This is a genomic window from Kitasatospora sp. NPDC033851 (genome assembly GCF_055576085.1).
Genome location: NZ_JBVIRL010000009.1, coordinates 153,890 through 175,350 on the forward strand (window position 1 = coordinate 153,890; position 21,461 = coordinate 175,350).

Sequence of the window (21,461 nt, forward strand, 5' to 3'; positions counted from 1 at the left end):
CGGCACGGGGGCCGGGCCGACCACACCACGCCCACCCGCTACCTGGGAGGACCCCCCCGTGACCGAATGGAGCACCACCCCCGCCGCCACCACCACCGCCGTCCAGTACTACAGCAGCACCCTGCTCTGCTTGCCCGAGCGAACCGTCGCCCTGGTCCTGGCCGGCGGCCGGGGCACCCGGCTGCGCGTAGCCGCCGACCCCGAGCTGCAGTCCACGCCGAAGGTGCTCGTGCCGATCGACACCACCAACGGCCCGACCCCGATGCTCGGTCACGCCCTAACCCAGCTCACCGCTATCGGCATGCGCCGCATTGCGGTGCTCACCAGCACCGACCCTGCGACCGGCGCCCAGGACGTCGAGGCCTACGCCCTCACCCACTGCGCCCGGCAGGTGGAGCTGACCATCCACCGCGAGCACCAGCCGCTAGGCACCGCCGGAGCCGCCTACGCCGCCCTGGCCAACCTGCCCGACACCCCGCTCGCGGTGCTCCTGCCTGCCGACACCCTCGTCCCGGTCAACCGGCTGCTCGCCGCCGTCGCCGCACACCGCGCCCGCCCGGCTGCCGTCACCTGGACCGTCACCACCGACCCCGGGCCCGGAGCACAGAACACCGGCCGCCTCTTCCTGTCGCCCGTCGCCGCCGGTCGCCCGGCACATCCCAGGCTGCCCCACCGGTCCTTCCACCCTCATGTCATCATATGAAGACATCAACTGATGACTAAAGCGGGGAGAGTGGTGGGTCGTGTACGCAGCAGGCTTGCGACAAAAGGCGTTGGTGCCCGTTCTGGTGTTCCTCGGCATGGTGGTGGCTGTCATCAGCAGCCTCGGTGCGCCCCTGGTGCCGACGATCGCGGCCGTCGATCACGTCTCGCTCACCGACGCGCAGTGGTCTTTGACCGTCACCATGCTGGTCGGCGCGGTGGCCACCCCGGTCATGGGACGGCTGGGCGACGGGCCCCGGCGGCGGGCGGTGATGCTCATCGCCGTCGCCACCGTGCTGGTGGGCAGCGTGCTCGGCGCGCTCCCGCTGGGCTTCGGGTGTCTGGTGGTGGGCCGCGCCCTGCAAGGCGTCGGCCTCGGGCTGACGCCGCTCGCCATCGCCACCGCCCGCGACTGCCTGACCGGTGAGCGTGCCCGCTCCGCCGTGGCGATGCTCTCCATCACCACGGTGGCCGGCGTGGGCCTGGGCTATCCGCTCACCGGGCTGCTCGCCCAGTCCTTCGGCCTGCACGCCGGCTTCTGGTTCGGCGCGGCCATCAGCGCCGCCGCCCTGGCCGCCGGGGCACTGGTGCTGCCGGCGGCCGCCGCGAACCGTCGGCCCGAGCCGCTGGACACGCTCGGCGCCGTCCTGCTCGGCCTGGGCCTGAGCGGCGTGCTGCTCGTCCTCAGCGAGGGCGAGAACCGGGGCTGGACCGCGCCCGGCCTGCTCGCCCTGGCCGCCGGCGCCGTGCTGCTGCTGGCCTGGTGGGCCCGCCACGAGTTGCGCACCGCCCACCCGCTCGTCGACCTGCGCTCGCTGCGTCACCGCGTGGTGCTGACGGCCGACGTGGCCGCGCTGGTCGCGGGCGTCGGGATGTACCTGCTGATGTCCCTGCTGACGCGATTCGTGCAGACCCCGGGCTCCGCCGGCTACGGCTTCGGCGCCTCGGTCACCGTCGCGGGCCTGGTCCTGCTGCCGTTCTCGGTGGCCAGTGTGCTCTCCAGCAAGGTCGTCCCGGTGCTGGCCCGGCGCACCTCCCCGGCACTGGTGCTCCCCATCGGATGCGGACTGTCGCTGCTGTCGATGCTGGTGTTCCTGGTCGCCCGCGACCGGCTCTGGGAAGCGTTCGCGGTCATGGCGATCGCCGGGCTGGGCGTCGGCTGCACCTTCGCCGTCATGCCCGGACTCATCGTCGGCGCGGTACCGGCCGACCAGACCGGCAGCGCCGTCGCCTTCAACCAGGTGCTGCGCTACGTCGGTTACTCCACCGGCAGCGCGCTCAGCGCCGCCGTGCTGCAGGCCCACACCGCGCCCGGGCACGCGCTGCCCTCCGGCGACGGCTACCGCGTCGCCGCCCTGATCGGCTGTGCGGTGTGGATCCTCGTCGCGGTGATTACCATCGTCTTGCCGCGGCGCCGTGCCGCGACGGACCCCGGCGCGACCGCCGGAGCGGGCGGAAGGCCGTCGGTGCGGTCCGCGAACGAGGAGTTGCCGGTGAAGGAGTTGCCGGTGAACGAGTTGCCGGTGAAGGAGTTGCTGGTGAACGAGAGCACGACCAGGGCGACCTCGGGTCGCGACCGCGGAGCGCGCGGGTGAGCCAGACCCCCGCCAGGGCGCGCCGACGGGACGCGGCCCGCAGCCGCGAGGAACTGCTGAACGCGGCCGGCGAACTCTTCGCCGAGCGCGGATTCGAGCGCACCACCACCCGCGAGATCGGCGAACGCGCCGGTGTGGACCCGGCCCTGATCGCCCGCTACTTCGGCGGCAAGACCCAGCTCTACCTCGCCCTGGTCCAAGCCGAGCACGGCGACGAAACCCCCGCCGACCTGCTCGACACACAGCGGCTCGGCGACCTGTTCGAACTCTTCGAACGCCGCACCAGCCCGATCCTGCAGATCGTCATGCAGCCCTCCGGCGACCCTTCCGTCCAGGAGGCCGCGCAGGCACACCTGGACCGGCGGCTGGTCGACCCGCTGCGCGAGCGCTTCGAGCGCGACGGCCTGGACCGCCCCGAACTGCGGGCGGAACTCGCCGCCGCGGCCTTCAGCGGGGTGATCCTCGCCCGCTCGGCCGGCACCCTCGGCCACCTCGCCGGGGCGCAGCCCACCGAGGTGCTCGACCTGCTCCACCAGTTGCTGAGCGGAGCCGGCGGACACCTTCCGCCCGCCGACGCACCCGCTGACGAACCCGCCGACGCACCGTAGTTCACCCACAGTGGCCGGCGCTCCGGCGCTGTTCGCAGCCGGCTCCCGGCGGCGACGCCCCCTGCGAACAGGGCGTCGACACGGTCGCTGCCGAACCGCGCCCGATGTCCGGCGCGCCGACCGACAACCTCCGGCCCGGCGACGCCGTCCACTCGCCCGGCGACGCCGTCCACTCGCCCGGCGACGCCGTCCACTCGCCCGGCGACGCCGTCAGCCCGCCCGGCGGGCCTGCCGCCGTCGCACCAGGACGTCCTCCCTCACAGCGGGGTGAGGATGTCCTGGTGCGCCCCGTCGAGGACGAAGCCGTTGTCCAGCCGGACCCGGACCGTCACCTGCTTCCCCCGCTCCCGGTGCGCGGCCCACTCCGGCTCCAGTACGGCGATCTCCGCCTCCAGCCGTTCACGGCTCGCCACCGGCATGGTGTGCCCGTAGTCCTCGAACAGGGCCTTGAGCCGCTGGTACTCGCGGATCTCATGGCTCTCCGGGAGCTCCCCGTCCACCCGCTCGACGGTGCCCTCGAGCCCGGCTCCCAGCGAGAAGAACCCGACGACGGCCCCGGGCTCCCCGGCGACCGCCTCGCCGATCCCGAGGTCCTCGGCCAACCTGACGCGCCGGCCTTCCGTGAGGGTCATCCGTCCTCCGCCTCTCCATCGATCCGTGCCGCCGGCGCAGCCGGCCTGCGGTCCCGGCCATTATCCGCCGGGCGCGTCACGGCGCCGGACTCCCGGCGACAGGGTTCCTGGCCGCGGTCCCCGTCCTGCTGCCGCTCACCCGCCCCGGTCCGCCCCGTCCGGGCCGCCACTCCAGGAATATTCCGGGCGGCGTCGGCCCGCCGCCCTCTAGGCTTTGCGATCATGCTTCCCAGACGACTGGCCGGGCTGCTCGTCGGCGCCCTCGCCCTCACCGCGGCCTGCACCGGCTCACCGGCCTCCGGCCCCGCCGCATCGGACCGGGCCGCCTCCGGCCCGACCGCCTCCGACCGGGCCGCCTCCAGCCCCGCCGCCGCCAAGGCTCCTTCGCCCAGCGCCCCGGCGACGCAGGACCCCCCGCCCGACGCCAACCCCGCCTACACGGCCAGGGTGCGGGCCATGCTCCCGTACGACGTCCAGTCGAGCTGGTGGAGCTGGGCCGCCTCGATCGAGCAGGCCCGCAATCCCGTCCTCGACCGCGACGGCCACCTCTGCGGCCAGGGGCAGAAGGCCGACCTCTGGTTCCTCGCCGGCACCACGGGCGGAGCCGTCACACGCTCCTGCACCGTCCCCGCCGACATGCCGATCATCTTCCCCGTGGTGAACCTGATCGGCGTCCGCAGCGACTGCCTGGACTTCATGACCGCCGCCGAGGGCAGCGCCACCCTGGACGGCCACGCACTCACCGTCGAAACGATCGACCCGACCCCGATCGGGTTCGACGCGGTCAAGGGCAACCCCTTCACCGCCGGCTCCGGGAAGCTCTACCGGTACGCGTGCGGCCTGTGGGTGCGGCTGGAACCGCTCACCCCCGGCCGCCACGAGCTGAGCCTGCGAGGCAGCGCGGGCGGTTTCGCCACCGCCGCGGACTACCACCTGCAAGTCGGCCGCCCCACGCCGACCCCCGGCACCTGACCACCCCGGCCTCACCCCCGCCCCCACACCCCGGCCGCCCAGCCGTCCAGCCGGCGCACCATGTGCGGCCTGAGGCGGCGCGGATCCATGGTTCCCGCCTCTCCCGGAAGCCGGTCCGATGCCTGGGGCTGATAGTCCGATCGGCAGCCCGCCATCTGCTCGGAGGTGTGATGGCTCAGCGTTGGGTGTGACCTGTTGGCCGTGGCGGGCCGGTGGTTCGTTGAGCGGCTGGGTTTCGGGGTGGGGTTTGAAGGACGGTTCAGAAGGACCGAGCCGTGGTGGATCGGGTTCGGGGGTTGTGGGCGGTTCGGGTGAACGTGCCGGACGGCCCGGGTGAGCTGCTCGCCCTCCAGCGACTCCGTCAGCGGAGGGCGAGGGCGATGGCGCGGGCGATGGGTTGGCCGGTGTGGGACTCGAAGTAGCTGAAGGCCGGGCTGGGGTTGACCTCGAAGCAGTAGACGTCGCCGTCGTCGGCGAGCATCAGGTCGATGCCGGCCAGGGCCAGTCCCAGTTCCTCGGCGAGGTGCAGGCATCGCGTACAAGAGCCAGAACATCGGCGTGGCGAAGACGGCCACGATCAGGCCGACGCCCAGGGCAGCCGACCAGAAACTGACCCGGGCAGGCGTTGTTGCCGGCCTCGACGGGCGACACGGCTGCTGTCGGGCGAGAACTGCTGGTCATGGGCGGTCTCCCTGTCGGGCTCGGTGCGTACGCCACCCTAGGAGAGGGGCTGCCCCCGGTCCGACGGGGGGCCGGGCCCGGACGCGTTCTCGGGCCGTTCGTCGCTCGTCGGAGACCCCGTCCTTCGTGGCGGACCGGCCGGGCGCAAGTGTCGGGCGAACGTCGGGTCAACGTCGTGGCCGCAGGTGTCCCGCCGCGGCGAGGATGTGTCGTGTCAGCCGGTCGGCTGGCACGACAAGCGCCACGGAGCCCGGCACCGGATCGGCCCGGTCGTGGTCAGGCAGGGTCAGTGCGGTGAATCCCCGTGCGGACGGACACCTGCGGGACGGGTCTCCGGTCGGCATTGCTTCCGGATCGTGCACATGCTCCGTACGCTCACTCATTCTGCGAGGAGAGTTCATGCGCAAGCAGATCTGCACCGGCCTCGGAATCCTGGCCCTGGCCGCGGCCGCCCTCGGCGCGGGCATCGGGTCGGCTTCGGCTGCCGACGGCGGCGCGGCCGCCGACCGGGCGTCCGGTACGAACGCGAAGCCCGGTGCGGTCCGCGCCGTGGCGGCGTTGAACTACGTGGGCCAGTACCGGATCCACAGCAACTACAACGGCAAGTGCCTGGACGCGGACCTGAACACGATCGGCGCCAACGGCACCAAGGTGCAGCTCTGGGACTGCAACGGCTGGACCAACCAGAACTGGACCCTGTGGACCGACGGCAACATCGACTACATCCAGAACAACTACAGCGGCCGCTACCTGGACGCGGACCTGAACACGATCGGCGCCAACGGCACCAAGGTGCAGCTCTGGGACTACAACGGCTGGACCAACCAGCGGTGGAACGCGGCCAGCTACGGATGGGTCAACGGCTACAACGGCCGTGTGCTGGACGCGGACCTGAACACGATCGGCGCCAACGGCACCAAGGTCCAGCTCTGGGACAGCAACGGCTGGAGCAACCAGGGCTGGTGGCTTGAGTCGATCTGACCCTCCCCGGGTCGACCCCGGGCAGCCTGTCCCACCAGGAACCGCCCGGAACGGTGGCGCCGGCCTCATCCGAGCCGGCGCCGTCATCCCTGATGCGCAGTCAGAGGTCATAGGGATGGAGCGTGATGTTGCCGCGACTCCGTTCGGCGGCTCTGCAACCCAGCCGTGGTCCCGCCGTGTCGGCCGTATCGGCCGTGCCGGAAACGCGAGAGGACCCGGGAGCGTAGCCAGCTCCCGGGCCCCTGTTTGCCGCCCAATTGCGCACACCGGCACGTTTAAGGGTCGCGGATCAGATTGAAATCGACGCGTTCTGCCATTGAACTACCGTGCCACGGAGCGGCACAGACAGGACTTGAACCTGCATTCGTCGATATTCGTCCGCACCCGGTCGATCCGGTGTTCGGCGGCGAATGCTGAGACTGGAGCGAGAGTCTGAGATTCAAGGGGCCTGCCTCTGCCTGGCTTGGGCTACCCCGGCCGGTGGTGCCGGGGGGAGGAATCGAACCTCCACTGTGACCCCTGGTCAGCTTCAACATCAGTGTCAGCTTTTCGCACCGCGCAGCGCCCCCCGCCCGGTCTCCCGGGACGGGGTTCTTGGCGCGCTCGGCGCACCCGCCCGGCTCCCCGGGCGGGTGATCGTGAGGCTACCGGAACAGGTAGCCGAAGACGGCGTCGCCCACCCGCCGGTCGGTGACCTCGACCGCGTTGGCCTCCTCGCGGGCGAACTTGACGGCCTGCTGGAGCTTCTCCACCCGCTCGGCGAGCTCGTTCACCCGGCGGGCCGGCAGCGCGCCGGAGAACTTGACCGTGGTCCAGTAGCCGACCGCGATGTCCTCGTAGTAGACCTCGACCTGGGCCGGGTGCTTCTCGGTGGCCTCGGCCTTGACGTGGTTGCGCGGCACCTTCTTGGTCCGGATGGTGCGCACCGGCTCGGTCTTCCAGGAGTCGGTGGACGGGTCGAGGTTCCAGGACTCGGAGGCGTCCAGCACCGGGAGCTTCTTCACGAAGGTGAACAGGTCGGTGAGCTGCTTCTCCAGGAAGAGCAGGTACGGCACCGGCACCTGGGCCAGGAGCACCTGGCCGTCCACCACCACGTCGGCACTGGCGTCGATGTTGGCCCAGTCCTTGGTGGCCGTCACGTCGAACAGCCGGGTGAGGGTGTTCGCGGTGGACCGGAGGATGTCCTCGGCCTTCAGCTGCACACGGGTCGACTCCGGCGGCAGCTGCTCGCCCTCCTCGTCCTTGGGCTGGTAGGTGCGGGAGATCCCGGCCAGCAGCGCGGGCTTCTGCAGGTCCTGGTGGGCCTGCGTCAGCTCCTGGAAGGACTTGGACTTGACGCCCTTTTCAACGGCGATGATCTGGTTCAGCTTTGCCACGTCGAGGACGCTATCAGCCCCGAACAGACCGCGAAACTCAATTGTTGATCGAGCAGCTGTCCCGGTAAGTCTCGCAGTACGGCAGCGGGTTGAGGTCCGGATGGTTCTCCTTGAGGGAGCCTGCTCGGCGCCCTCCCTGAGTAGCTGGTGTCTTACCTGCGCCGGCGCAACGCCGACGCCCGCCACCCGACGTCCTCGCAGCCCAACGCCGAGAACGCGCCCGCATCCGCAGCGAGAAAAGACTGCGCTGGGGCGGGCGGCCCCTGGCTGACGTGGCCTGAACGCGTTCCCTCGGGTGAGCGGGACTTCAGCGGCGCCGTCGCCCCGGGATCAGGGCGCTGAGCATCGCACAGATGATCGCCCCGAAGAGCAGCCCGCCCCACGGCATCCCGTCGACCGGGCGATGCCGAATCACCCCATAGCCGAAGGAGCCAAGCCCGCCACACACGAAGAAGAGCAGGAAGCCTCGAAGCGCGGACCACCATCTCGGGCGGCCTATATCTGAAGTCACGGGAGGGCATTATCCACACGCGACGGTGCCCGACCACGGCCACAGGACTGATCACTGGCGCTGCCAGGGCTCGCGGGCGGGCGGGCGGCGGAAAATGAGTTGCCTGCGGGCCGTGGCCTCGATCACGATCGCCCGCATGGACCTGTAACGGCTGCCACGTAGCACCAGCCAACCTGTCGCGCGGTTGACCTCGGAGTCTGACGACTCGGCCCCGAGGCGATGACTCGCGCCCTCGTGTGCATCCGTCAGATCCCAGGAGCCGCAGCCCGGCCTGCGAGAGCTCCTGCTGAGTCCTGAAAGCAACCACATCCATGAATACCGACCGCAAGGCCCTGTGGGCCGTGCGTCAGTCCGCCTTGCCCACCGTCGTACGACCCTGCCCGGACTGCTCCGGCACGCGTCACCGTCCCTCGGGCAAGATCCGCGTCAACGCGAACGGCAAGCTCCTCGACGTCTGGCTTCTCCTGAGCTGTGCAGCGTGCGACCGTACGTCGAAGGTGCCCGTCCACGAACGCGTCCACGTCTCGTCGCTGGAGCCCGCTCGCCGGGTGGCGTACGAGAGCAATGACCCGGCCGTGGTACGGGAGCTGACGATGAGTGCGTCGCTCGCCGCGAAGAACGGCTACCGCCTCGACTGGACCGGCACCTGGGAACTGGAGACCCGCACGCCCCTCTACGCACTCGACGACCCGACACCGCTCAAGGTACTGGTCAGCTTCGAGCTGCCCGCGCCGGTCCGCGTCGAACGACTGCTCATGATCGGGCTCGGTCTCAGCCGCACCGAGATACGACGCATGGTCGGGGACGGGCGTATCCACCTGCCGCCGGCTCTGGACGCCAAGGTGCGTCAGGACTTCGAGCTCACCATCCACGGACCCGGATCCGTCGACGTCGCGAAACACTCGAAGCTCCTCGGCGCTCCGACCGACGTGCGCACTGAGCTGAGCAACGTCGGGTTGCACGACACGCTGCAGCAATCATCGCGCTCGGCGACGGCGGGAGCGTAGAAGAGGGACAGCAGGGCCTCCTGGACAGCCTGTTGGCGTAGACAGCCTTCGAACTGCCAAGAGGCCCTGCTCTGTCCGGCACCCGCCACAGTCACCCGATCCCACAGTCACCCGATCGAGACTCCTGCTCGACCAACACCCAAAAGATCGGAACGACAACAGCCGCTGAGGGAGCCTGTTCGACCTTCGGGTGACGTCACTGTGCTCGGCTGGCCAGCCGTCCGATAGGGGACTCGGCGCGGATCCGGGCGGCCTGGAAGGACACCTGCTTGCCCCGGCCGCCGAGTACGACCGTCTTCCCCGTGAGGGTGGCGGTGGTCGTGGGCCAGCCGGACCAGGCGTCCACCTCGAGGTTCGTCACGCCGAGGCAGAGCAGGACGAACTCGACCGCGTTGTGGCCTCGCTCCTGCCACAGCTGCGCGGCGCCGGCCGGGACGGCGAAGGCGAAGAACCTCAGCGTGACCGACGCCTCGCGTTCGTCGATGAGGACGGAGGTCAGCTCGTAGTCGCTCAGTGGTGGCGGCGGGGAGCCGAGGACCATGCGGACCGTCTCGGGGCTGGTCAACTCGGCAGACCAGTCATGGGCACCGTTCATAGAACACCTTCGCCGTTGTGGGAGGCAGCACCTGGTTCGGGTGCCGGCGCTGGTCGAGCCGGCTCTCGAACCACCGCGGGGCCGCATAGGGATCGGCGTCGCCGGAGCGGTAGGCGTTGAGATGGCCGGCCTTGAGCTCCGCATGCGCGGTGAAGTCCAGGGTGAGCCCCGGCCCGCTCACCGCGACCGTGATCCGGCGTACTCGGCCCTCGACGAAGGGGGTGAGCCCGATGTCGACCACGGTGTGGTGGGGGACACCCCGCATCCGGAGGTCCTCGTCCACACCCATGAACTCGATCTGGGCCTCGAACCGGTCGCATCCGGCGTCGGTCCACGCCGCGGGAGCGAGGTCCGGGAAGCGCGGGAACTCGACCCGCAACGTCACGGCGGCGCCGTACGGACTCAGGTGCACCGATCTGAGAACCAGGTGCTCCAGGGGCGGCAGCTCGGAGTAGAGCGCGGTCAACCGCTCGGAGTGGATCAGGAGTTCCGGCCAGGTGTCGGCTGACACGGGTGGGTCCCTTCGCTCCGGGTGCTTTCGCGCCCTGCTGGCCGATCCTCGTCCCCGGTGCAGTCGGAGATCGAATAACGGGCGCCTGAGCTGGGATGATACTGCTCCCTCGGTCCGGGCCCGGATCACCGACGCCGACGGCAGGCGGATCGGAACGATCCTCGAGCGCTCCCAGGAAGCTCCCAGAAAACGGCAACCGAACGGCCGTTCCATGCCGTCTCCGCTGGCCAACCGCCCTGAGAAGGGCAGTTGGCGACCGGACGGCCGCCCCGTCCTGCGGCTGCGTGCCTACCGGAAGCCGAGGTGCTCGTCGGCGCCGACCAGCTCACCGCTGGCGGCCCACAGGCCGGCGGCGACGGCCGGGTCGGCCATGTGAGCGGGGACGGGCTCACGCCGTGGTGTGCCGCGCAGGCCGAAGACCCTCGGCCCCCACAGCTGCCCTCCCTGCACCTCCGGGTCGAGGACGGCACGGACGACGGGCCATGCCCCGGCGTCCTTGCCCTGCACCAGGAGCCCGGCGGGCAGGCCGCGCAGCCGCTCGCCGGGGGTTGTCACGCGCACCGGCGGGCGGGACGGGGTGAGGGAGTCCAGTGCGCCGCCGGGGTGGGCCACCACGCTGAGCACGGTGCTGCCGCCGGCGCGCAGACGGCGGTCGAGTTCGAAGCCGAAGCACATCTGCGCCAGCTTCGACCGGCCGTAGGTGCGCTTGGGCCGGTAGTCCCGGGTCGACTGCAGATCGCCCAGGTCCAGTCGCTCTGACCTTGCCGCGAAGCTTCCCACCGTCACGATGCGGCCCCTCGGCGCCGCGGACAGCAGGGGGGCCAGCCACTGGGTGAGCGCGAAGTGGCCGAGGTGGTTGGTGGCGAACATCAGCTCATGGCCGTCCGCGGTCTCTCGACGCGGCGGGTCGTCGAGCGCGACCCCCGCGTTGTGGACCACCGCGTCGAGGTGATCGAGGTCCAGCCTGTCCACGGCGGCCTTCAGGGACGACAGGTCGGCGAGGTCCAGCCGAAGGTGGCGCACGTGCGCGCCGGTGACGCGCGAGCGGATCGAGGCCATGGCGGCCTCGGCCTTCGCGGCGTCCCGGCTGCCGAGCACGACGACGGCGCCGGTCGCGGCGAGCTGCTCCGCGACGAAGTAGCCGATCCCGGCATTACCGCCGGTGACCAGGACGGTCCTGCCCTCGGCGGACGGCAGGCGGTGAACATTCCACGGTCGGCCCTGGGATGAGGAAGACACGGTGACCGACTCCTTGTACTCGGGGGGCTGCGTGCTCACGGCGAGCACCAGCCCGCCCAAGGTCGCACCCCCCACCGGCATACGGTCGGCATACGGTCGGCATACGGCCGACATGCCGCCGACATGCCGCCGACAGATCACCGTCACCGCCGACAGGCTTCCGACCACCTGGGGGCACCGTCTCCGCAGACGGTGTGCTGGAGAGGGCCCGTGCCGACGGGGCCGACACCTCACGCCGCGTGCCGCGTGCCGCCCGTGTCTGCCGGCTCGGGCCGGGGGGTCACGCCGGTTCGAGCCGGTTAAGGCCGGTCCGAGCCGGGTTCACCGTTGGAGGACGCGCCGCAGCCAGTGGGTGCGGGCGTCGTGGGCGTCCTGGGTGAGGGCCGCGTTCGGGGCGATGGTGTCGAAACCGTGGCAGGCGCCGGGCCACACGTGCAGTTCGGCTTCGCCGCCCGCCTGCCAGATCGCGTTGGCGTAGCCGACGGCCTCGTCCCGGAAGGTCTCGGCGGACCCCACGTCGACGTACGCCGGGGGCAGCCGGGACAGGTCGGTGGCCCGGGCCGGGGCCGCGTACGGCGAAAGGTCGGCGGCGCCGTACCGGTCGCCGAGCAGGGCCTGCCAGGCGGTGGCGTTGGAGGTGCGGTCCCAGGTGTCGTGGCCGGCCATCTGGTGGCTGGAGAAGGTGTCGCCGCGGTCGTCGAGCATCGGGCTCAGCAGCAGCTGGCCGACCGGCGACGGACCGCCGCGGTCGCGGGCCAGCAGGGCCAGGGCCGCGGCGAGCCCGCCCCCGGCGCTCTTGCCGCCGATGATCACGCGCCGCGGGTCCACGCCCAGTACGTCCGCGTGCTCGGCCGCCCAGGCGAGTCCGGCGTAGCAGTCCTCGACGGCCCCGGGGAAGCGGGTGCGCGGCGCCAGCCGGTACTCGACGGACACGACCGCCAGCCCCAGTGGCAGCGCCCACGCGCGCAGCAGCCGAGGCAGGACGGACCACGCGTTGCCCGTCACCATCCCGCCGCCGTGCAGGTAGTACAGCAGCGGCAGCGCCTGGCGAACCCCGGCGGGCCGCGCGCTGACGAGCGTGACGTCGCTGCCGTCGGCCCGCGGCACCCGCAGCTCCTCCACCTCGAACCGGCCCCCATCGCGCAACCGGTCGAGCGTCGGGCGGGGCCGGGCGGCGACGTCCCGCTCCTGCCACGCCGTCAGGCGCTCCGGGGTGAGCACCTCCCGCGCCCGCTCACCAGCGGCCGCCACCGCCGCCCGCACCTGCCGGTCAAGAGGGGGCACGCGCCGACCCCCCGGCTCACCCGCCACCAGTACCCCCTCGCCGAGGGGCACCCGGCAGCGCCCCGACCGGCACAGCCTGCCAGCCCCACCCGCGCCGCCCCGCAGCGCCCCCGGCCGGGGAGGTCCCCCGAGCGCCGACGGATGGCTCGACTTCACCGCGGGACCGCGGGGACCGCGGGCCGGCGGGCACGACCGGTCCGCTCGACGAGTGGCCGTGGCCGGCACGTTCACCGGGCGCGCGGGCCGTCAGCGATGGCCCAGCACGTTGACCACCCGTCCGCTGGGGTCGCGGACGAAGAATCGCCGTACGCCCCATTCCTCGTCCTGCAAGGGGTGGATGATCTCCGCACCGCTCTCCCGCATGACCGCGTAGGCCGCATCCACGTCGTCCACCTCGACGCTCATGTCGGGGGCGACGGGCGCGGTCTTGTCACTGGTCATGACGCTGATCTGCGCGGCCGGGCTGGACGGGGAGGCGAGGGTCATGATCCAGCCGTGGTTCATGACCTCCTCGAAGCCCAGGAGGCCGTAGAACTCCCGGCTCTCCTGCGCGGCCTCGGAGCGGATGTTGGGCACGACACGGCGAACGGCCATCGACGACTCCAAACGGGGAACGAACCTGACGTTGTCTCCCCAGGAGTACTACGGCGCGCCCGCCGCCGGCCACCCACTCCGGCGGGGACGCGTCGAGGACGATCACAGATCGGACGGCCCGTTGGCCGGCCCGTCCGACCGGATCGTCGGCCTCAGTGGTACCAGGCCGTGTCGTTGCTCTGGCTGCCGTTGGAGATCGCCATGGCCACCGCGTGGACGACGCTGTCGTGGTAGAACTGGCCCGTGTCACCGCTCCCGCCAGGCCCGAAGGAGATGGTCTGGGAGCTCATCGCATGGGTTTGGTCGTTCCGATCGAAGATGGTCAGCCAGCAGGTGGTGGTGTACGAGTCCAGGTGGCCGTAGGCCCAGTTGGCCGCGAGGTTCAGATGGCCGATGCAGCCCGGAACCGAGATGCTGACCGAACCGGTCGTGCCGGCGTGGGCGGTTCCCGACATGCCGACAATACTGATGCCGGCCAGCGAGGCGGCAGCGATCATTGCTCCGATACGACGACGCATGGTTCCTCCGTGGTTCGTTGGCCCCGGGGCACTGGAACGGTGGACAACAGCGACCTCTGGCATGGGGCGCCCCCTGTCGTTGTCCGCACAGCAGTCTGCCCGTGCACCGGCAGGTCGAGGAACGACGTTGGCCGGACGTTTCCCTGACACTTCGTCCGGTGCGCGGCCCGTGCCAGGCCGACCTCCCTGCCGACCCGCCTACCGCTGGGTGAGCGCCCGGGCGACCAGTGGCTCCGGGGCGTCAGCGGTGGCGTCCACGCGTACGTCACCGCTGACGCGAACCCGGGCTTCAGGGCACCGAGATGGGGCTGCCCGTCATCTGGTACCACGCCGACCTTTGGTACCTCGCCGACCTTCTCGGACTCCCCGACGCCCTGGGCTGCCGCCCGCGCGGCACCCGGCGTGGCAGGTCGGCTCTCGGCCGACGTGGTACCTCCGGGATCAGGCGCCCCAGCCGTAGGCGTCCTGGGTGGAGAGCTCCCGCCAGACCTTCGGTTCGATCTGCGTCGTTACTCCTGCGGCTTCGAACATCGGCCGGATCTCGGAGTCCTGCTCCTGGAAGAACGACTCGAAGCTCTGCCGGTCGGGCCACTCGTCCAACACCATCAGGCGGCTACCGTCCTCGGTGCCGTAGAAGCGGTGGGCGATGAGCCCATGACGCTTCGCCGCTTCGAGGACCCCGTGGAAGGTCTTCCTGTTGTCCTGGGCGTACTGCTCCAACGCCTTCGGATCGCCGGCGACCTCCAACGTCAGGATCACGGACATGGCTCCTCCTCTGCAGTCACGGACATGTACGGAGATATTGGCAACAAATGCTCCACAACCGGGGCAAACACGCTGCACCGCCTGCGCTCGGCCGGGCGAAACCCCCTTGACCAATGGTCAAGAGTCGTTGACCATTACTCGCATGCCTACCGATGATCTTCCCGAGACGTTCCACGTCACCACGGACGAGCAGCTACGCGCCGTCTCCAATCTCACGCGTCACCGGATCATGGCCGTGCTCCGCTTCGAGCCCGCGACGATCACGCAGATCGCCGAGCGGGTGGGCCTCGCGAAGGGGAGTTCCAGCTACCACGTACGACTGCTCGAACGGGCCGGCCTGGTGAAGGTGGTGCGAACCCGGAAGGTCCGGGGGGTCACCGAGCGGTACTACGCCATGGCCGCGCGGTCGATCGAGCTGCCGGATCCGGGCGAGGGAGGGCCCGACGTGCTGATGCGGCATGCGGTGGCGGACCTCGAGGCGTCGCCGGCCGACGGCGAGCGCCACGTACGGATGGCGCATCTGCGGCTCACCGAGGAGCAGTTCGCCGAGCTGGGGGCGCGACTGCAGGCGCTGGCGGACGAGTACCGGGAGCTGTCCGATCCGTCGCTGCCGGACGCGTCACTCGTCTTCGCACTCTTCCACCCGGCACAGCGCGCGCAGGCCGAAGGGGACGCCAAGTGACCTACGACGTCAAGAAGTTGCCGACCGGGTTCGGACGGCTGTGGACCGCTCAGACGGTGTCCTCGCTCGGTGACGGGGTGTCGCATGCCGCGCTGCCGCTGCTCGCGCTGACGTTGACGCGGGATCCGATGGCACTCGCCGTCGTCACGGCCGCCGGAACGCTGCCGTGGCTGCTCTTCGGGGTGCTCGGCGGTGCGCTGGTGGACCGCTGGGACCGTCGGCGCACGATGTGGGTCACGGACGCGGCGCGTGCGGTGCTGCTTGCGATACCGGCGGCAGCGGCCGCGCTCGACGTGCTGAGCATTCCGCTGCTCGCGGCCGTCGCCTTCCTGCTCGGCCTCGGCGGACTCTTCTTCGACACGGCCGCCACGGCCTATCTGCCGGATCTGCTCGGCCGCGACACCGCGCTCCTGGAGCGCGCCAACTCCCGCCTGCGTGGCGCCCAGACCGCCGCGTCCGGCTTCGCGGGGCCGCCCGCGGGCAGTGCCCTGCTCGCGCTCGGGCGGGCGCTTCCGCTGCTCGCCGACGCGGTGTCGTTCGCGCTCTCCGCGGTGCTCGTACGGTCGCTGCCTGCCGCACCCCGGCCCGTACCGCAGGCCCGTGAGTCGCTGCTGCGGCAGGCCCGGGCCGGCGCGTCGTACGTCTTCCGGGATCGGTTGCTGCTGGGGCTCGCGCTGCGTCCGGCGGTCGGGAACATCGCCTTCCTCGCCGTGGAGACCGTACTCGCCCTGTTCGCGCACGATCGTCTCGGCGTCGGCACCTTCGGCTTCGGCCTGCTCCTCACGGCGGAGGCCACCGGCGGTCTGCTCGGCGCGGGCATCGCCTCCTTCCTCGGCCGACGGCTCGGCACCGGCGCCGCACTGACCTGCACGGCCGCGGTCGAGGGACTCGCCATCCTGGGCCTTGCCGCCGCCCCGAACCCGTACGTCGCCGGCCTCGCGCTCGCCGTCTGCGGAGCGGGCATGGGCGCCACGATGGTGCTCGGCCCCTCCCTCCGGCAGACGATCGTCCCCGCCCACCTGATGGGCCGGGTCGCCTCCACCTCCCGCATGCTCGGCATGTGCGCCGCCCCCTTCGGCGCCTTCCTCGGCGGCTGGCTGGCCACCACCTACGACGTACGCACCCCGCTCTACGCCGCCGCCGGCCTCCTCCTCACCATGACCGCCGTCACGTCGACCATGACGAGCAACCGCCGGGTCGAGGCGGCGCTGCGTGCCGCCGCCCCGGTCGATGGTCCGGATCAGCAGGAATCCCGGGTTCCCGTTCACGCGGGCGCCAAGTGAGGTCCTGACCGGGCCGGCGTCGCGTACGGCGAAGGCCTGGTAGGTGAGGGTCAGTGGGCTGACGTCCGGGTTAAAGAGGTGTTCCTGGGTCCTGCCGTGCACGGCGTGGGCGTTCCACGGGAGCCGGTCAGCGGTGCTTCGGGTCCTCGGGTCCGTGGTGCCGGGAGAACTGCTCCCGAGCCGGACGCCAATGCGATCGAATCTGCTCCACCAGGCTCTCCCACTCGCGCAGGACCTCGTCGTGGGGAGGGCGCTGCCCCCGACGGATCCGGCCGAGCTCGTCGCCGACCTCCCGTCCGAGGGCCGCCGATCCGACGACGACCAGCATGACGGTGAAGAGCGCCGAGATCATCGCGACGACAGCGCCCACCGGGCCGTAGCGAGTGGTGTAGGAATCGAAGAGGTGCGGCAGATAGACGGTCGCGCCGACCGAGTAGGCCGATGTCAGGACCGCCCCGACGACGGCGAACGGGAGCAGCTCCCGCCAGGCGATCCGCTGTGCGGAGAGGAGCCGGCCGCTCCAGAGGAAGAAACCTGCCGTCAGCGGCGCCTGGCACAGAGACACTGTCAGTTCGAGGCGCCCACGACCGAGCTCGACGCGCAGCCAGCCGGTGACGACCAGGTACGCCAGGAGGACGAGAACCCACCGCAAGCCGTTCGGTGTGTTGCGCACGCTGAGCGGCTTGAGCTGCCAGGTCTGTTCGAACAACCGCTGCGCGGACCGGGTGAAGCTCAACACGGAGATCACCAGGAAGAGAGTCCCGAGGACGCCCTCGCCGGCGGTCGCGTCGGTGGCCGACGAGAAGAGCTGTCTGACCGCCTCGGCTCCACCGCTGGTGAGGCCGTACCGACTGATGATCGGGTTCGCGACGTCCTGGCGTCCGACGAGGCCGAGGAGGGCGCTGGTGAGCATCGCGAGCGGGACCAGCGCCGCCAATGCCCCGGAAGCCAGCGCCATCGACCGGTCGAAGCCGACGATTCGCTGGAAGCGGTTGACGACGCGCAGCGTGAAAGCCGGACGGAACCAGAACGTCAGCGTCTTGGTGAGGCGCTCGTGGTTGATGTGTGCCGTGCCGCTCTCCTCGGGTATCGGAGCTCCGCAACGACGCGAGCCTAGCGCGACCGCCCTGCCCGGGAAGGTTCCGACGCGGACGCGGGTGCGAACGGCCTTCGGTCCGGGCGGGGAGGCTGAGACCGGCCCCGACCGCTGTCGCTTCCAGGGCCGTCAGGTGCAGACGGCGCCGGACGCCTGCCAGTTGGAGGGGTCGACCATGGTGGCGGGGACGGTGGTCTCGCGCGGGAGCGCCTTGTCGTCCTTCAGCCGGTCGACCATCTGTTGGACGGCGAGCGCGCCGACCTGGGAGCCCTTGAGGAGGAGCGCGGCCCGCATCGCGGCGGGCTTGCCGGTCAGCCAGTCCTTGCAGGCGAGGTAGGCCCCGATGCCGACGCCGATGACGTTGTCCGGTCCGAAGCCCGCCTCACTCAGGGCCTGGATGCCGCCCTCGGTGTCCTCGTCGTTGCAGCCCCAGACCACCCAGTGCTTGACGCCGGGTTTGGAGGTGAGGGCGTAGGCGGTTCGGCGGCGGGCGTCCTCGACGGTGTTGGCCGCCCACACCTTCGCGGTCTTCAGCGCCGCACCGCCGTGGACGGAGAACGCGTCCACCGCCGCGTTCATGCGGTCCCGGCAGACCGGGATGTCGCTGTTCCCGATCGACAGCGTCCAGGTGTCGGCGGCCTTCCAGCCGGCCTTGGTGTATTCGCCGGCCGCGCGTTCACCCACCGCGGCGCCCATGGTGGCGCCGTTGAAGCCGACCCGGGGCACCAGTCCGTTGGCGAAACAGGCACCGGGATCGGTGTAGTCGGCGCAGATCTGGTCGTCGGCGGAGAGCAGGGGCAGGCCGGCCTGGCGGGTGAGGGCGACGAGTTCGGGGCCCACGGATGGGTCGGGCACGACGGCGATGAGGCCACCCGTCTTGTGGTCGATCGCCTTCTTGGCCTCCGTGAGCGAGCGGTCGCGGTCGTTGCCGACGTCCACGAGGGTCAGCTCGACGCCGAGCTCGCGGGCCTTGGCCTTGGCCCCGGCCGCCTCGTCGACGAAGTAGCCCTGGTCGCCCTGCTTCTGCAGGAAGGTGATGGAGATCGGGCCGTGGCCCGAGGTGCCCGGCCCTTCGCCCGAGCACCCGGTCAGCGCCAGGGCGAGAGCGGCCGCGCCGGCCGCGGCGGCGGGTGCCGGTCGGCGGGCTCGAGTGGAGCGCATGGCCTGGTTCCTTTGAACGGCGACCGTCCGGTGTGCGGCCGGCGGAGCGGATGAGTGCGAAGCGCAGGAGGGCAAGAGCGTAGGAGCGTGGGAGCGCAGAAGGGCAAGGCAGAGCGAATGTGACGGTTTGAACGTTCAAACCGATCAGAAGCCAACGTGTTCGAACGCAGAGCTGCTAGGAAACGCCACGTTCACCTGGCCGTCAAGATCTCGCGACGACGAGATGCAGGCCGATACCCGCTCGTTATCGCTCCTGGGAACGGCACTTGAGTCGGACCGGGGCGAGCCACTAGCCTGCGCCTGCCCCTGTTGAGGCCTGAGTGGCTTCCGTCGGCTCTCGACATTACTCAACACATCTCAACAGGCGATCGCTCTGGCACCCCCACTGCCCACCATCTTGGAGCACCCATGCGCCCACGCCTGCGCCCACGCCTGCGCTCATTCACCGCAGGGTCACCCCGCGCCATAGCCGGTGCGCTGCTGTCGCTCGCCCTGGCGACCTCGGGCCTCGGCGCCGTCGCGCTGACCACCGCCACCCCGGCCGCCGCCCTGGACAACGGCACCGCCCTCACCCCGCCGATGGGCTGGAACTCCTGGAACTCGCTCGGCACCAACGTGACCGAGCAGCAGGTCAAGCAGACCATCGACTTCATGTCCGCCAACGGCCTGGTGGCGGCCGGCTACGACACCGTCACGATCGACGACGGCTGGTCGCTGTGGCACCGCGACGGCCAGAGCACCGACCTCGTGCGGACCTCGTACGGTTCGATGCAGCTCTACGACGCGGCCGGGAACCCGGTCGCCGGCACCGACGGCACCGGCAACGACCCCACCTCCGGCCATCTGGTCCCGCGCGCGGACACCTTCCCCTCACAGACCGTCAACGGGCAGACCGTCAACGGCATCCAGTACCTGGCCTGGTACGCCCACAGCAAGAACATGAAGTTCGGGCTGTATGCTACCGACACCTACCTCACCTGCCAGATGCACCCCGGCAGCCTCGGCCACGAGACGACCGACGCGAACGACTTCGTCTCCTGGGGCGTCGACTTCGTCAAGTACGACGACTGCCCGTACGGCCCGCCGATCACCGGCCCGGACGGCCACAACTACGGCACCCAGGGCGAGGGCAAGGAACTCACCCAGTCCATGTACGCCCGGGTACAGACCTTCCAGCGGGCGCTCGACGCCGCCTCCGCCGCCCGGGGCAGGCCCAAGGTCGCCCTCAGCCTCTCCGCCCAGCCCGTCCACACCGGCGTCCCGTACCTGCTGAACGCCAACGACCCGGCCCGCACCGACCCGGTGGTCCAGGCCGCCGGCACCCCGCCGTACCAGTCCCCGGGCTATGCGCCGACCGGCGTCTGGTGCGGGCAGGTCGCCAACATGTGCCGGATCGGCGGCGACCGCGCCAGCGACCTGAGCGGCGTGCTGTACGGCGGGCAGCTGCAGACCGCGCTGCAGTACCCGGGCAACGTGCGCCCGGGCAGCTGGAACGACATGGACATGATGTTCGCCGGCTGGCAGGACGTCTACGGTTCCTGGGGTGTCACCGACACCTGTTCCTGTCACAAGCCGTTCACCGACGACGAGTCGCGCACGGAGGTGTCCGTCCTGTCGATGATGGCCTCGCCGCTCGTGTCCGGCGCGGACCTGCGCGCCGCGGCCGACTCGCAGCACACCGACGGCGGCACCACCTGGTCCACCGGCATCACCGCCGCCAGTCTGGCGATCATGAAGAACGCCGACGTCATCCGGATCGACCAGGACGCGCTCGCCAAGCCCGCCACCCTGGTCGGCGCCGCGCCGAACAGCAGCACCGGCCCGGTGGTCCTCAAGCGCCGACTCGCGGGCGGCGACACGGCCGTCCTGCTGGTGAACCAGGACCCGAACAACTGGCAGACGATCGGCAGCAGCCTCGCCTCGCTCGGCCTGACCGGCAACGGCTACACGTACAAGGAGCTGTGGACCGGCGCCACCGGCACGGTCGCCGCCGGCGGCACGGTCGGCGGCAACCGGGTCGCCCCGCACGGCGTCGCGATGTTCCGGCTCTCCCCCCAGGCCGCCACCGTGGCGGCGGCAGTGATCGGTGACGGCAAGTACCACGGGATCAGCGCGGGCGGCACCGGCGGCCAGGCCCTGGAGGTCCAGGGCACCTGCAGCGCCGCGGACGGTGCGATCGTCGACGTCAACACGTGGTGGAACACCCACACCTCGCAGCAGTGGAACTTCGCCGCGAACGCCGACGGCACGGTGCACATCACCGACAACTGCTCCACCGGCACGCAGGTCCACGGCACCCTCACCGCACCCGGCTCGGCCGGCGCGGCGGCATACGTGACCAACGGCTACGACCCGAACAACGCCCAGCAGAAGTGGCGGGTCGTCCAGAACACCGCCACCGGCGCGCTGACCGTCACCGACGTCGCCACCGGCCTGGTGCTGGACGCCCCCAACCCGGCGGCCACCTCCGCCGTGGTCACCGATCAGCCCAACTCCTCGGCGGCGCAGGGCTGGACGACCCTGTCCTGACCCGACACCGCCGCCTTCCACCACCCCGTGGCCACGGGACCACCACCCGTCGGCATCGGGAGAAAGGCCGACGACCCGGACACGTATAGTCACACGTTCCACCACCAACAGACGCACCCGAAACGGTCGGGCCGTCGGG

21 protein-coding genes are annotated in these 21,461 nt (G+C 71.0%); 9 read left to right on the forward strand and 12 right to left on the reverse strand.

Going from position 1 to position 21,461, the window contains the following annotated elements:
* The first annotated feature begins 58 nt into the window (after positions 1-58).
* The 3 genes from ACZ51D_RS19570 to ACZ51D_RS19580 all read left to right on the forward strand — a co-directional run bounded on the left by ACZ51D_RS19570 (position 59) and on the right by ACZ51D_RS19580 (position 2,905).
* Entirely contained in the window at positions 59-703 is a 645-nt protein-coding gene (locus tag ACZ51D_RS19570; RefSeq protein ID WP_465663025.1) for an NTP transferase domain-containing protein, read from the forward strand.
* Between the two features lie 73 nt (positions 704-776).
* Positions 777-2,297 (forward strand): MFS transporter, encoded by a 1,521-nt coding sequence (locus ACZ51D_RS19575; RefSeq protein ID WP_465663027.1) that lies wholly within the window; start codon positions 777-779, stop codon positions 2,295-2,297.
* Entirely contained in the window at positions 2,294-2,905 is a 612-nt protein-coding gene (locus ACZ51D_RS19580) for a TetR/AcrR family transcriptional regulator (RefSeq protein WP_465663029.1), read from the forward strand. The genes ACZ51D_RS19575 and ACZ51D_RS19580 overlap by 4 nt, the downstream gene beginning before the upstream one ends.
* A 257-nt stretch (positions 2,906-3,162) precedes the next feature.
* Here ACZ51D_RS19580 and ACZ51D_RS19585 read toward each other — a convergent pair whose 3' ends face one another.
* On the reverse strand, positions 3,163-3,537 hold the full coding sequence (locus ACZ51D_RS19585; RefSeq protein WP_360503676.1) for a hypothetical protein: 375 nt from the start codon (positions 3,535-3,537) through the stop codon (positions 3,163-3,165).
* A 222-nt stretch (positions 3,538-3,759) separates the two neighbouring features.
* On the opposite strand from ACZ51D_RS19585, the gene ACZ51D_RS19590 reads away from it, so the two are divergent.
* On the forward strand, positions 3,760-4,509 hold the full coding sequence (locus tag ACZ51D_RS19590; RefSeq protein WP_465663031.1) for a hypothetical protein: 750 nt from the start codon (positions 3,760-3,762) through the stop codon (positions 4,507-4,509).
* A gap of 361 nt (positions 4,510-4,870) precedes the next feature.
* Here ACZ51D_RS19590 and ACZ51D_RS19595 read toward each other — a convergent pair whose 3' ends face one another.
* Positions 4,871-5,038 carry a hypothetical protein gene (locus ACZ51D_RS19595; protein ID WP_465663114.1) on the reverse strand — a complete coding sequence of 56 codons (168 nt, stop codon included), beginning with the start codon at positions 5,036-5,038 and terminating at the stop codon, positions 4,871-4,873.
* 551 nt (positions 5,039-5,589) lie between these two features.
* Between ACZ51D_RS19595 and ACZ51D_RS19600 the strand changes: the two genes are divergently transcribed.
* Positions 5,590-6,171 carry an RICIN domain-containing protein gene (locus ACZ51D_RS19600; protein ID WP_465624190.1) on the forward strand — a complete coding sequence of 194 codons (582 nt, stop codon included), beginning with the start codon at positions 5,590-5,592 and terminating at the stop codon, positions 6,169-6,171.
* A 644-nt stretch (positions 6,172-6,815) separates the two neighbouring features.
* Here ACZ51D_RS19600 and ACZ51D_RS19605 read toward each other — a convergent pair.
* Complete coding sequence (locus ACZ51D_RS19605; protein WP_360503656.1) at positions 6,816-7,547, reverse strand: DUF7873 family protein; 732 nt, start codon at positions 7,545-7,547, stop codon at positions 6,816-6,818.
* An 822-nt stretch (positions 7,548-8,369) separates the two neighbouring features.
* Here ACZ51D_RS19605 and ACZ51D_RS19610 point away from each other — a divergent pair.
* The gene (locus ACZ51D_RS19610; protein ID WP_465663033.1) at positions 8,370-9,065 is read left to right on the forward strand and encodes a DUF1062 domain-containing protein; all 696 of its coding nucleotides are present in this window, start codon (positions 8,370-8,372) and stop codon (positions 9,063-9,065) included.
* A gap of 196 nt (positions 9,066-9,261) precedes the next feature.
* Here the strand turns inward: ACZ51D_RS19610 and ACZ51D_RS19615 are convergent, their stop codons facing one another.
* From ACZ51D_RS19615 to ACZ51D_RS19645, 7 genes are all read right to left on the reverse strand, one after another.
* Positions 9,262-9,660 (reverse strand): Imm50 family immunity protein, encoded by a 399-nt coding sequence (locus ACZ51D_RS19615; protein ID WP_465624194.1) that lies wholly within the window; start codon positions 9,658-9,660, stop codon positions 9,262-9,264.
* Entirely contained in the window at positions 9,644-10,171 is a 528-nt protein-coding gene (locus tag ACZ51D_RS19620) for an Imm50 family immunity protein (protein ID WP_360503649.1), read from the reverse strand. Before ACZ51D_RS19620 ends, ACZ51D_RS19615 begins: the two co-directional genes overlap by 17 nt.
* Before the next feature lie 288 nt (positions 10,172-10,459).
* The gene (locus tag ACZ51D_RS19625; protein WP_465624223.1) at positions 10,460-11,410 is read right to left on the reverse strand and encodes an SDR family NAD(P)-dependent oxidoreductase; all 951 of its coding nucleotides are present in this window, start codon (positions 11,408-11,410) and stop codon (positions 10,460-10,462) included.
* A gap of 321 nt (positions 11,411-11,731) precedes the next feature.
* The gene (locus tag ACZ51D_RS19630; protein WP_465624196.1) at positions 11,732-12,694 is read right to left on the reverse strand and encodes an alpha/beta hydrolase; all 963 of its coding nucleotides are present in this window, start codon (positions 12,692-12,694) and stop codon (positions 11,732-11,734) included.
* Positions 12,695-12,940: 246 nt separating this feature from the next.
* Positions 12,941-13,288 (reverse strand): VOC family protein, encoded by a 348-nt coding sequence (locus ACZ51D_RS19635; RefSeq protein ID WP_384379104.1) that lies wholly within the window; start codon positions 13,286-13,288, stop codon positions 12,941-12,943.
* A 152-nt stretch (positions 13,289-13,440) separates the two neighbouring features.
* On the reverse strand, positions 13,441-13,806 hold the full coding sequence (locus ACZ51D_RS19640; RefSeq protein WP_465624198.1) for a hypothetical protein: 366 nt from the start codon (positions 13,804-13,806) through the stop codon (positions 13,441-13,443).
* Between the two features lie 441 nt (positions 13,807-14,247).
* A complete protein-coding gene (locus tag ACZ51D_RS19645) occupies positions 14,248-14,571 on the reverse strand; it encodes a hypothetical protein (RefSeq protein ID WP_465624200.1) in 324 nt (107 codons plus the stop codon).
* A 142-nt stretch (positions 14,572-14,713) separates the two neighbouring features.
* Here ACZ51D_RS19645 and ACZ51D_RS19650 point away from each other — a divergent pair, with 142 nt between their 5' ends.
* Together ACZ51D_RS19650 and ACZ51D_RS19655 are read left to right on the forward strand one after the other, a co-directional pair.
* Positions 14,714-15,253 carry an ArsR/SmtB family transcription factor gene (locus ACZ51D_RS19650; RefSeq protein WP_465624202.1) on the forward strand — a complete coding sequence of 180 codons (540 nt, stop codon included), beginning with the start codon at positions 14,714-14,716 and terminating at the stop codon, positions 15,251-15,253.
* Positions 15,250-16,536, forward strand: coding sequence for an MFS transporter (locus tag ACZ51D_RS19655; RefSeq protein WP_465663035.1), 1,287 nt, complete (start codon positions 15,250-15,252; stop codon positions 16,534-16,536). Before ACZ51D_RS19650 ends, ACZ51D_RS19655 begins: the two co-directional genes overlap by 4 nt.
* A gap of 127 nt (positions 16,537-16,663) precedes the next feature.
* Here the strand turns inward: ACZ51D_RS19655 and ACZ51D_RS19660 are convergent, their stop codons facing one another.
* Both ACZ51D_RS19660 and ACZ51D_RS19665 read right to left on the reverse strand, forming a co-directional pair.
* The gene (locus ACZ51D_RS19660) at positions 16,664-17,494 is read right to left on the reverse strand and encodes a YhjD/YihY/BrkB family envelope integrity protein (protein WP_465663037.1); all 831 of its coding nucleotides are present in this window, start codon (positions 17,492-17,494) and stop codon (positions 16,664-16,666) included.
* A 267-nt stretch (positions 17,495-17,761) separates the two neighbouring features.
* The gene (locus tag ACZ51D_RS19665; RefSeq protein WP_465663039.1) at positions 17,762-18,793 is read right to left on the reverse strand and encodes a substrate-binding domain-containing protein; all 1,032 of its coding nucleotides are present in this window, start codon (positions 18,791-18,793) and stop codon (positions 17,762-17,764) included.
* Positions 18,794-19,201: 408 nt separating this feature from the next.
* Here ACZ51D_RS19665 and ACZ51D_RS19670 point away from each other — a divergent pair, with 408 nt between their 5' ends.
* Positions 19,202-21,322: an alpha-galactosidase gene (locus tag ACZ51D_RS19670; RefSeq protein WP_465663041.1), complete on the forward strand. Its 2,121-nt coding sequence runs from the start codon at positions 19,202-19,204 to the stop codon at positions 21,320-21,322.
* The last annotated feature ends 139 nt before the right edge of the window (positions 21,323-21,461 follow it).

Coding starts and splice junctions, on each gene's coding strand:
- ACZ51D_RS19585 (WP_360503676.1), bottom strand. CDS start 3,537: ATGACCCTCACGGAAGGCCGGCGCGTCAGGTTGGCCGAGGACCTCGGG.
- ACZ51D_RS19590 (WP_465663031.1), top strand. CDS start 3,760: ATGCTTCCCAGACGACTGGCCGGGCTGCTCGTCGGCGCCCTCGCCCTC.
- ACZ51D_RS19600 (WP_465624190.1), top strand. CDS start 5,590: ATGCGCAAGCAGATCTGCACCGGCCTCGGAATCCTGGCCCTGGCCGCG.
- ACZ51D_RS19610 (WP_465663033.1), top strand. CDS start 8,370: ATGAATACCGACCGCAAGGCCCTGTGGGCCGTGCGTCAGTCCGCCTTG.
- ACZ51D_RS19615 (WP_465624194.1), bottom strand. CDS start 9,660: ATGAACGGTGCCCATGACTGGTCTGCCGAGTTGACCAGCCCCGAGACG.
- ACZ51D_RS19635 (WP_384379104.1), bottom strand. CDS start 13,288: ATGGCCGTTCGCCGTGTCGTGCCCAACATCCGCTCCGAGGCCGCGCAG.
- ACZ51D_RS19640 (WP_465624198.1), bottom strand. CDS start 13,806: ATGCGTCGTCGTATCGGAGCAATGATCGCTGCCGCCTCGCTGGCCGGC.
- ACZ51D_RS19645 (WP_465624200.1), bottom strand. CDS start 14,571: ATGTCCGTGATCCTGACGTTGGAGGTCGCCGGCGATCCGAAGGCGTTG.
- ACZ51D_RS19650 (WP_465624202.1), top strand. CDS start 14,714: ATGCCTACCGATGATCTTCCCGAGACGTTCCACGTCACCACGGACGAG.
- ACZ51D_RS19660 (WP_465663037.1), bottom strand. CDS start 17,494: ATGGCGCTGGCTTCCGGGGCATTGGCGGCGCTGGTCCCGCTCGCGATG.
- ACZ51D_RS19665 (WP_465663039.1), bottom strand. CDS start 18,793: ATGCGCTCCACTCGAGCCCGCCGACCGGCACCCGCCGCCGCGGCCGGC.
- ACZ51D_RS19670 (WP_465663041.1), top strand. CDS start 19,202: ATGCGCCCACGCCTGCGCCCACGCCTGCGCTCATTCACCGCAGGGTCA.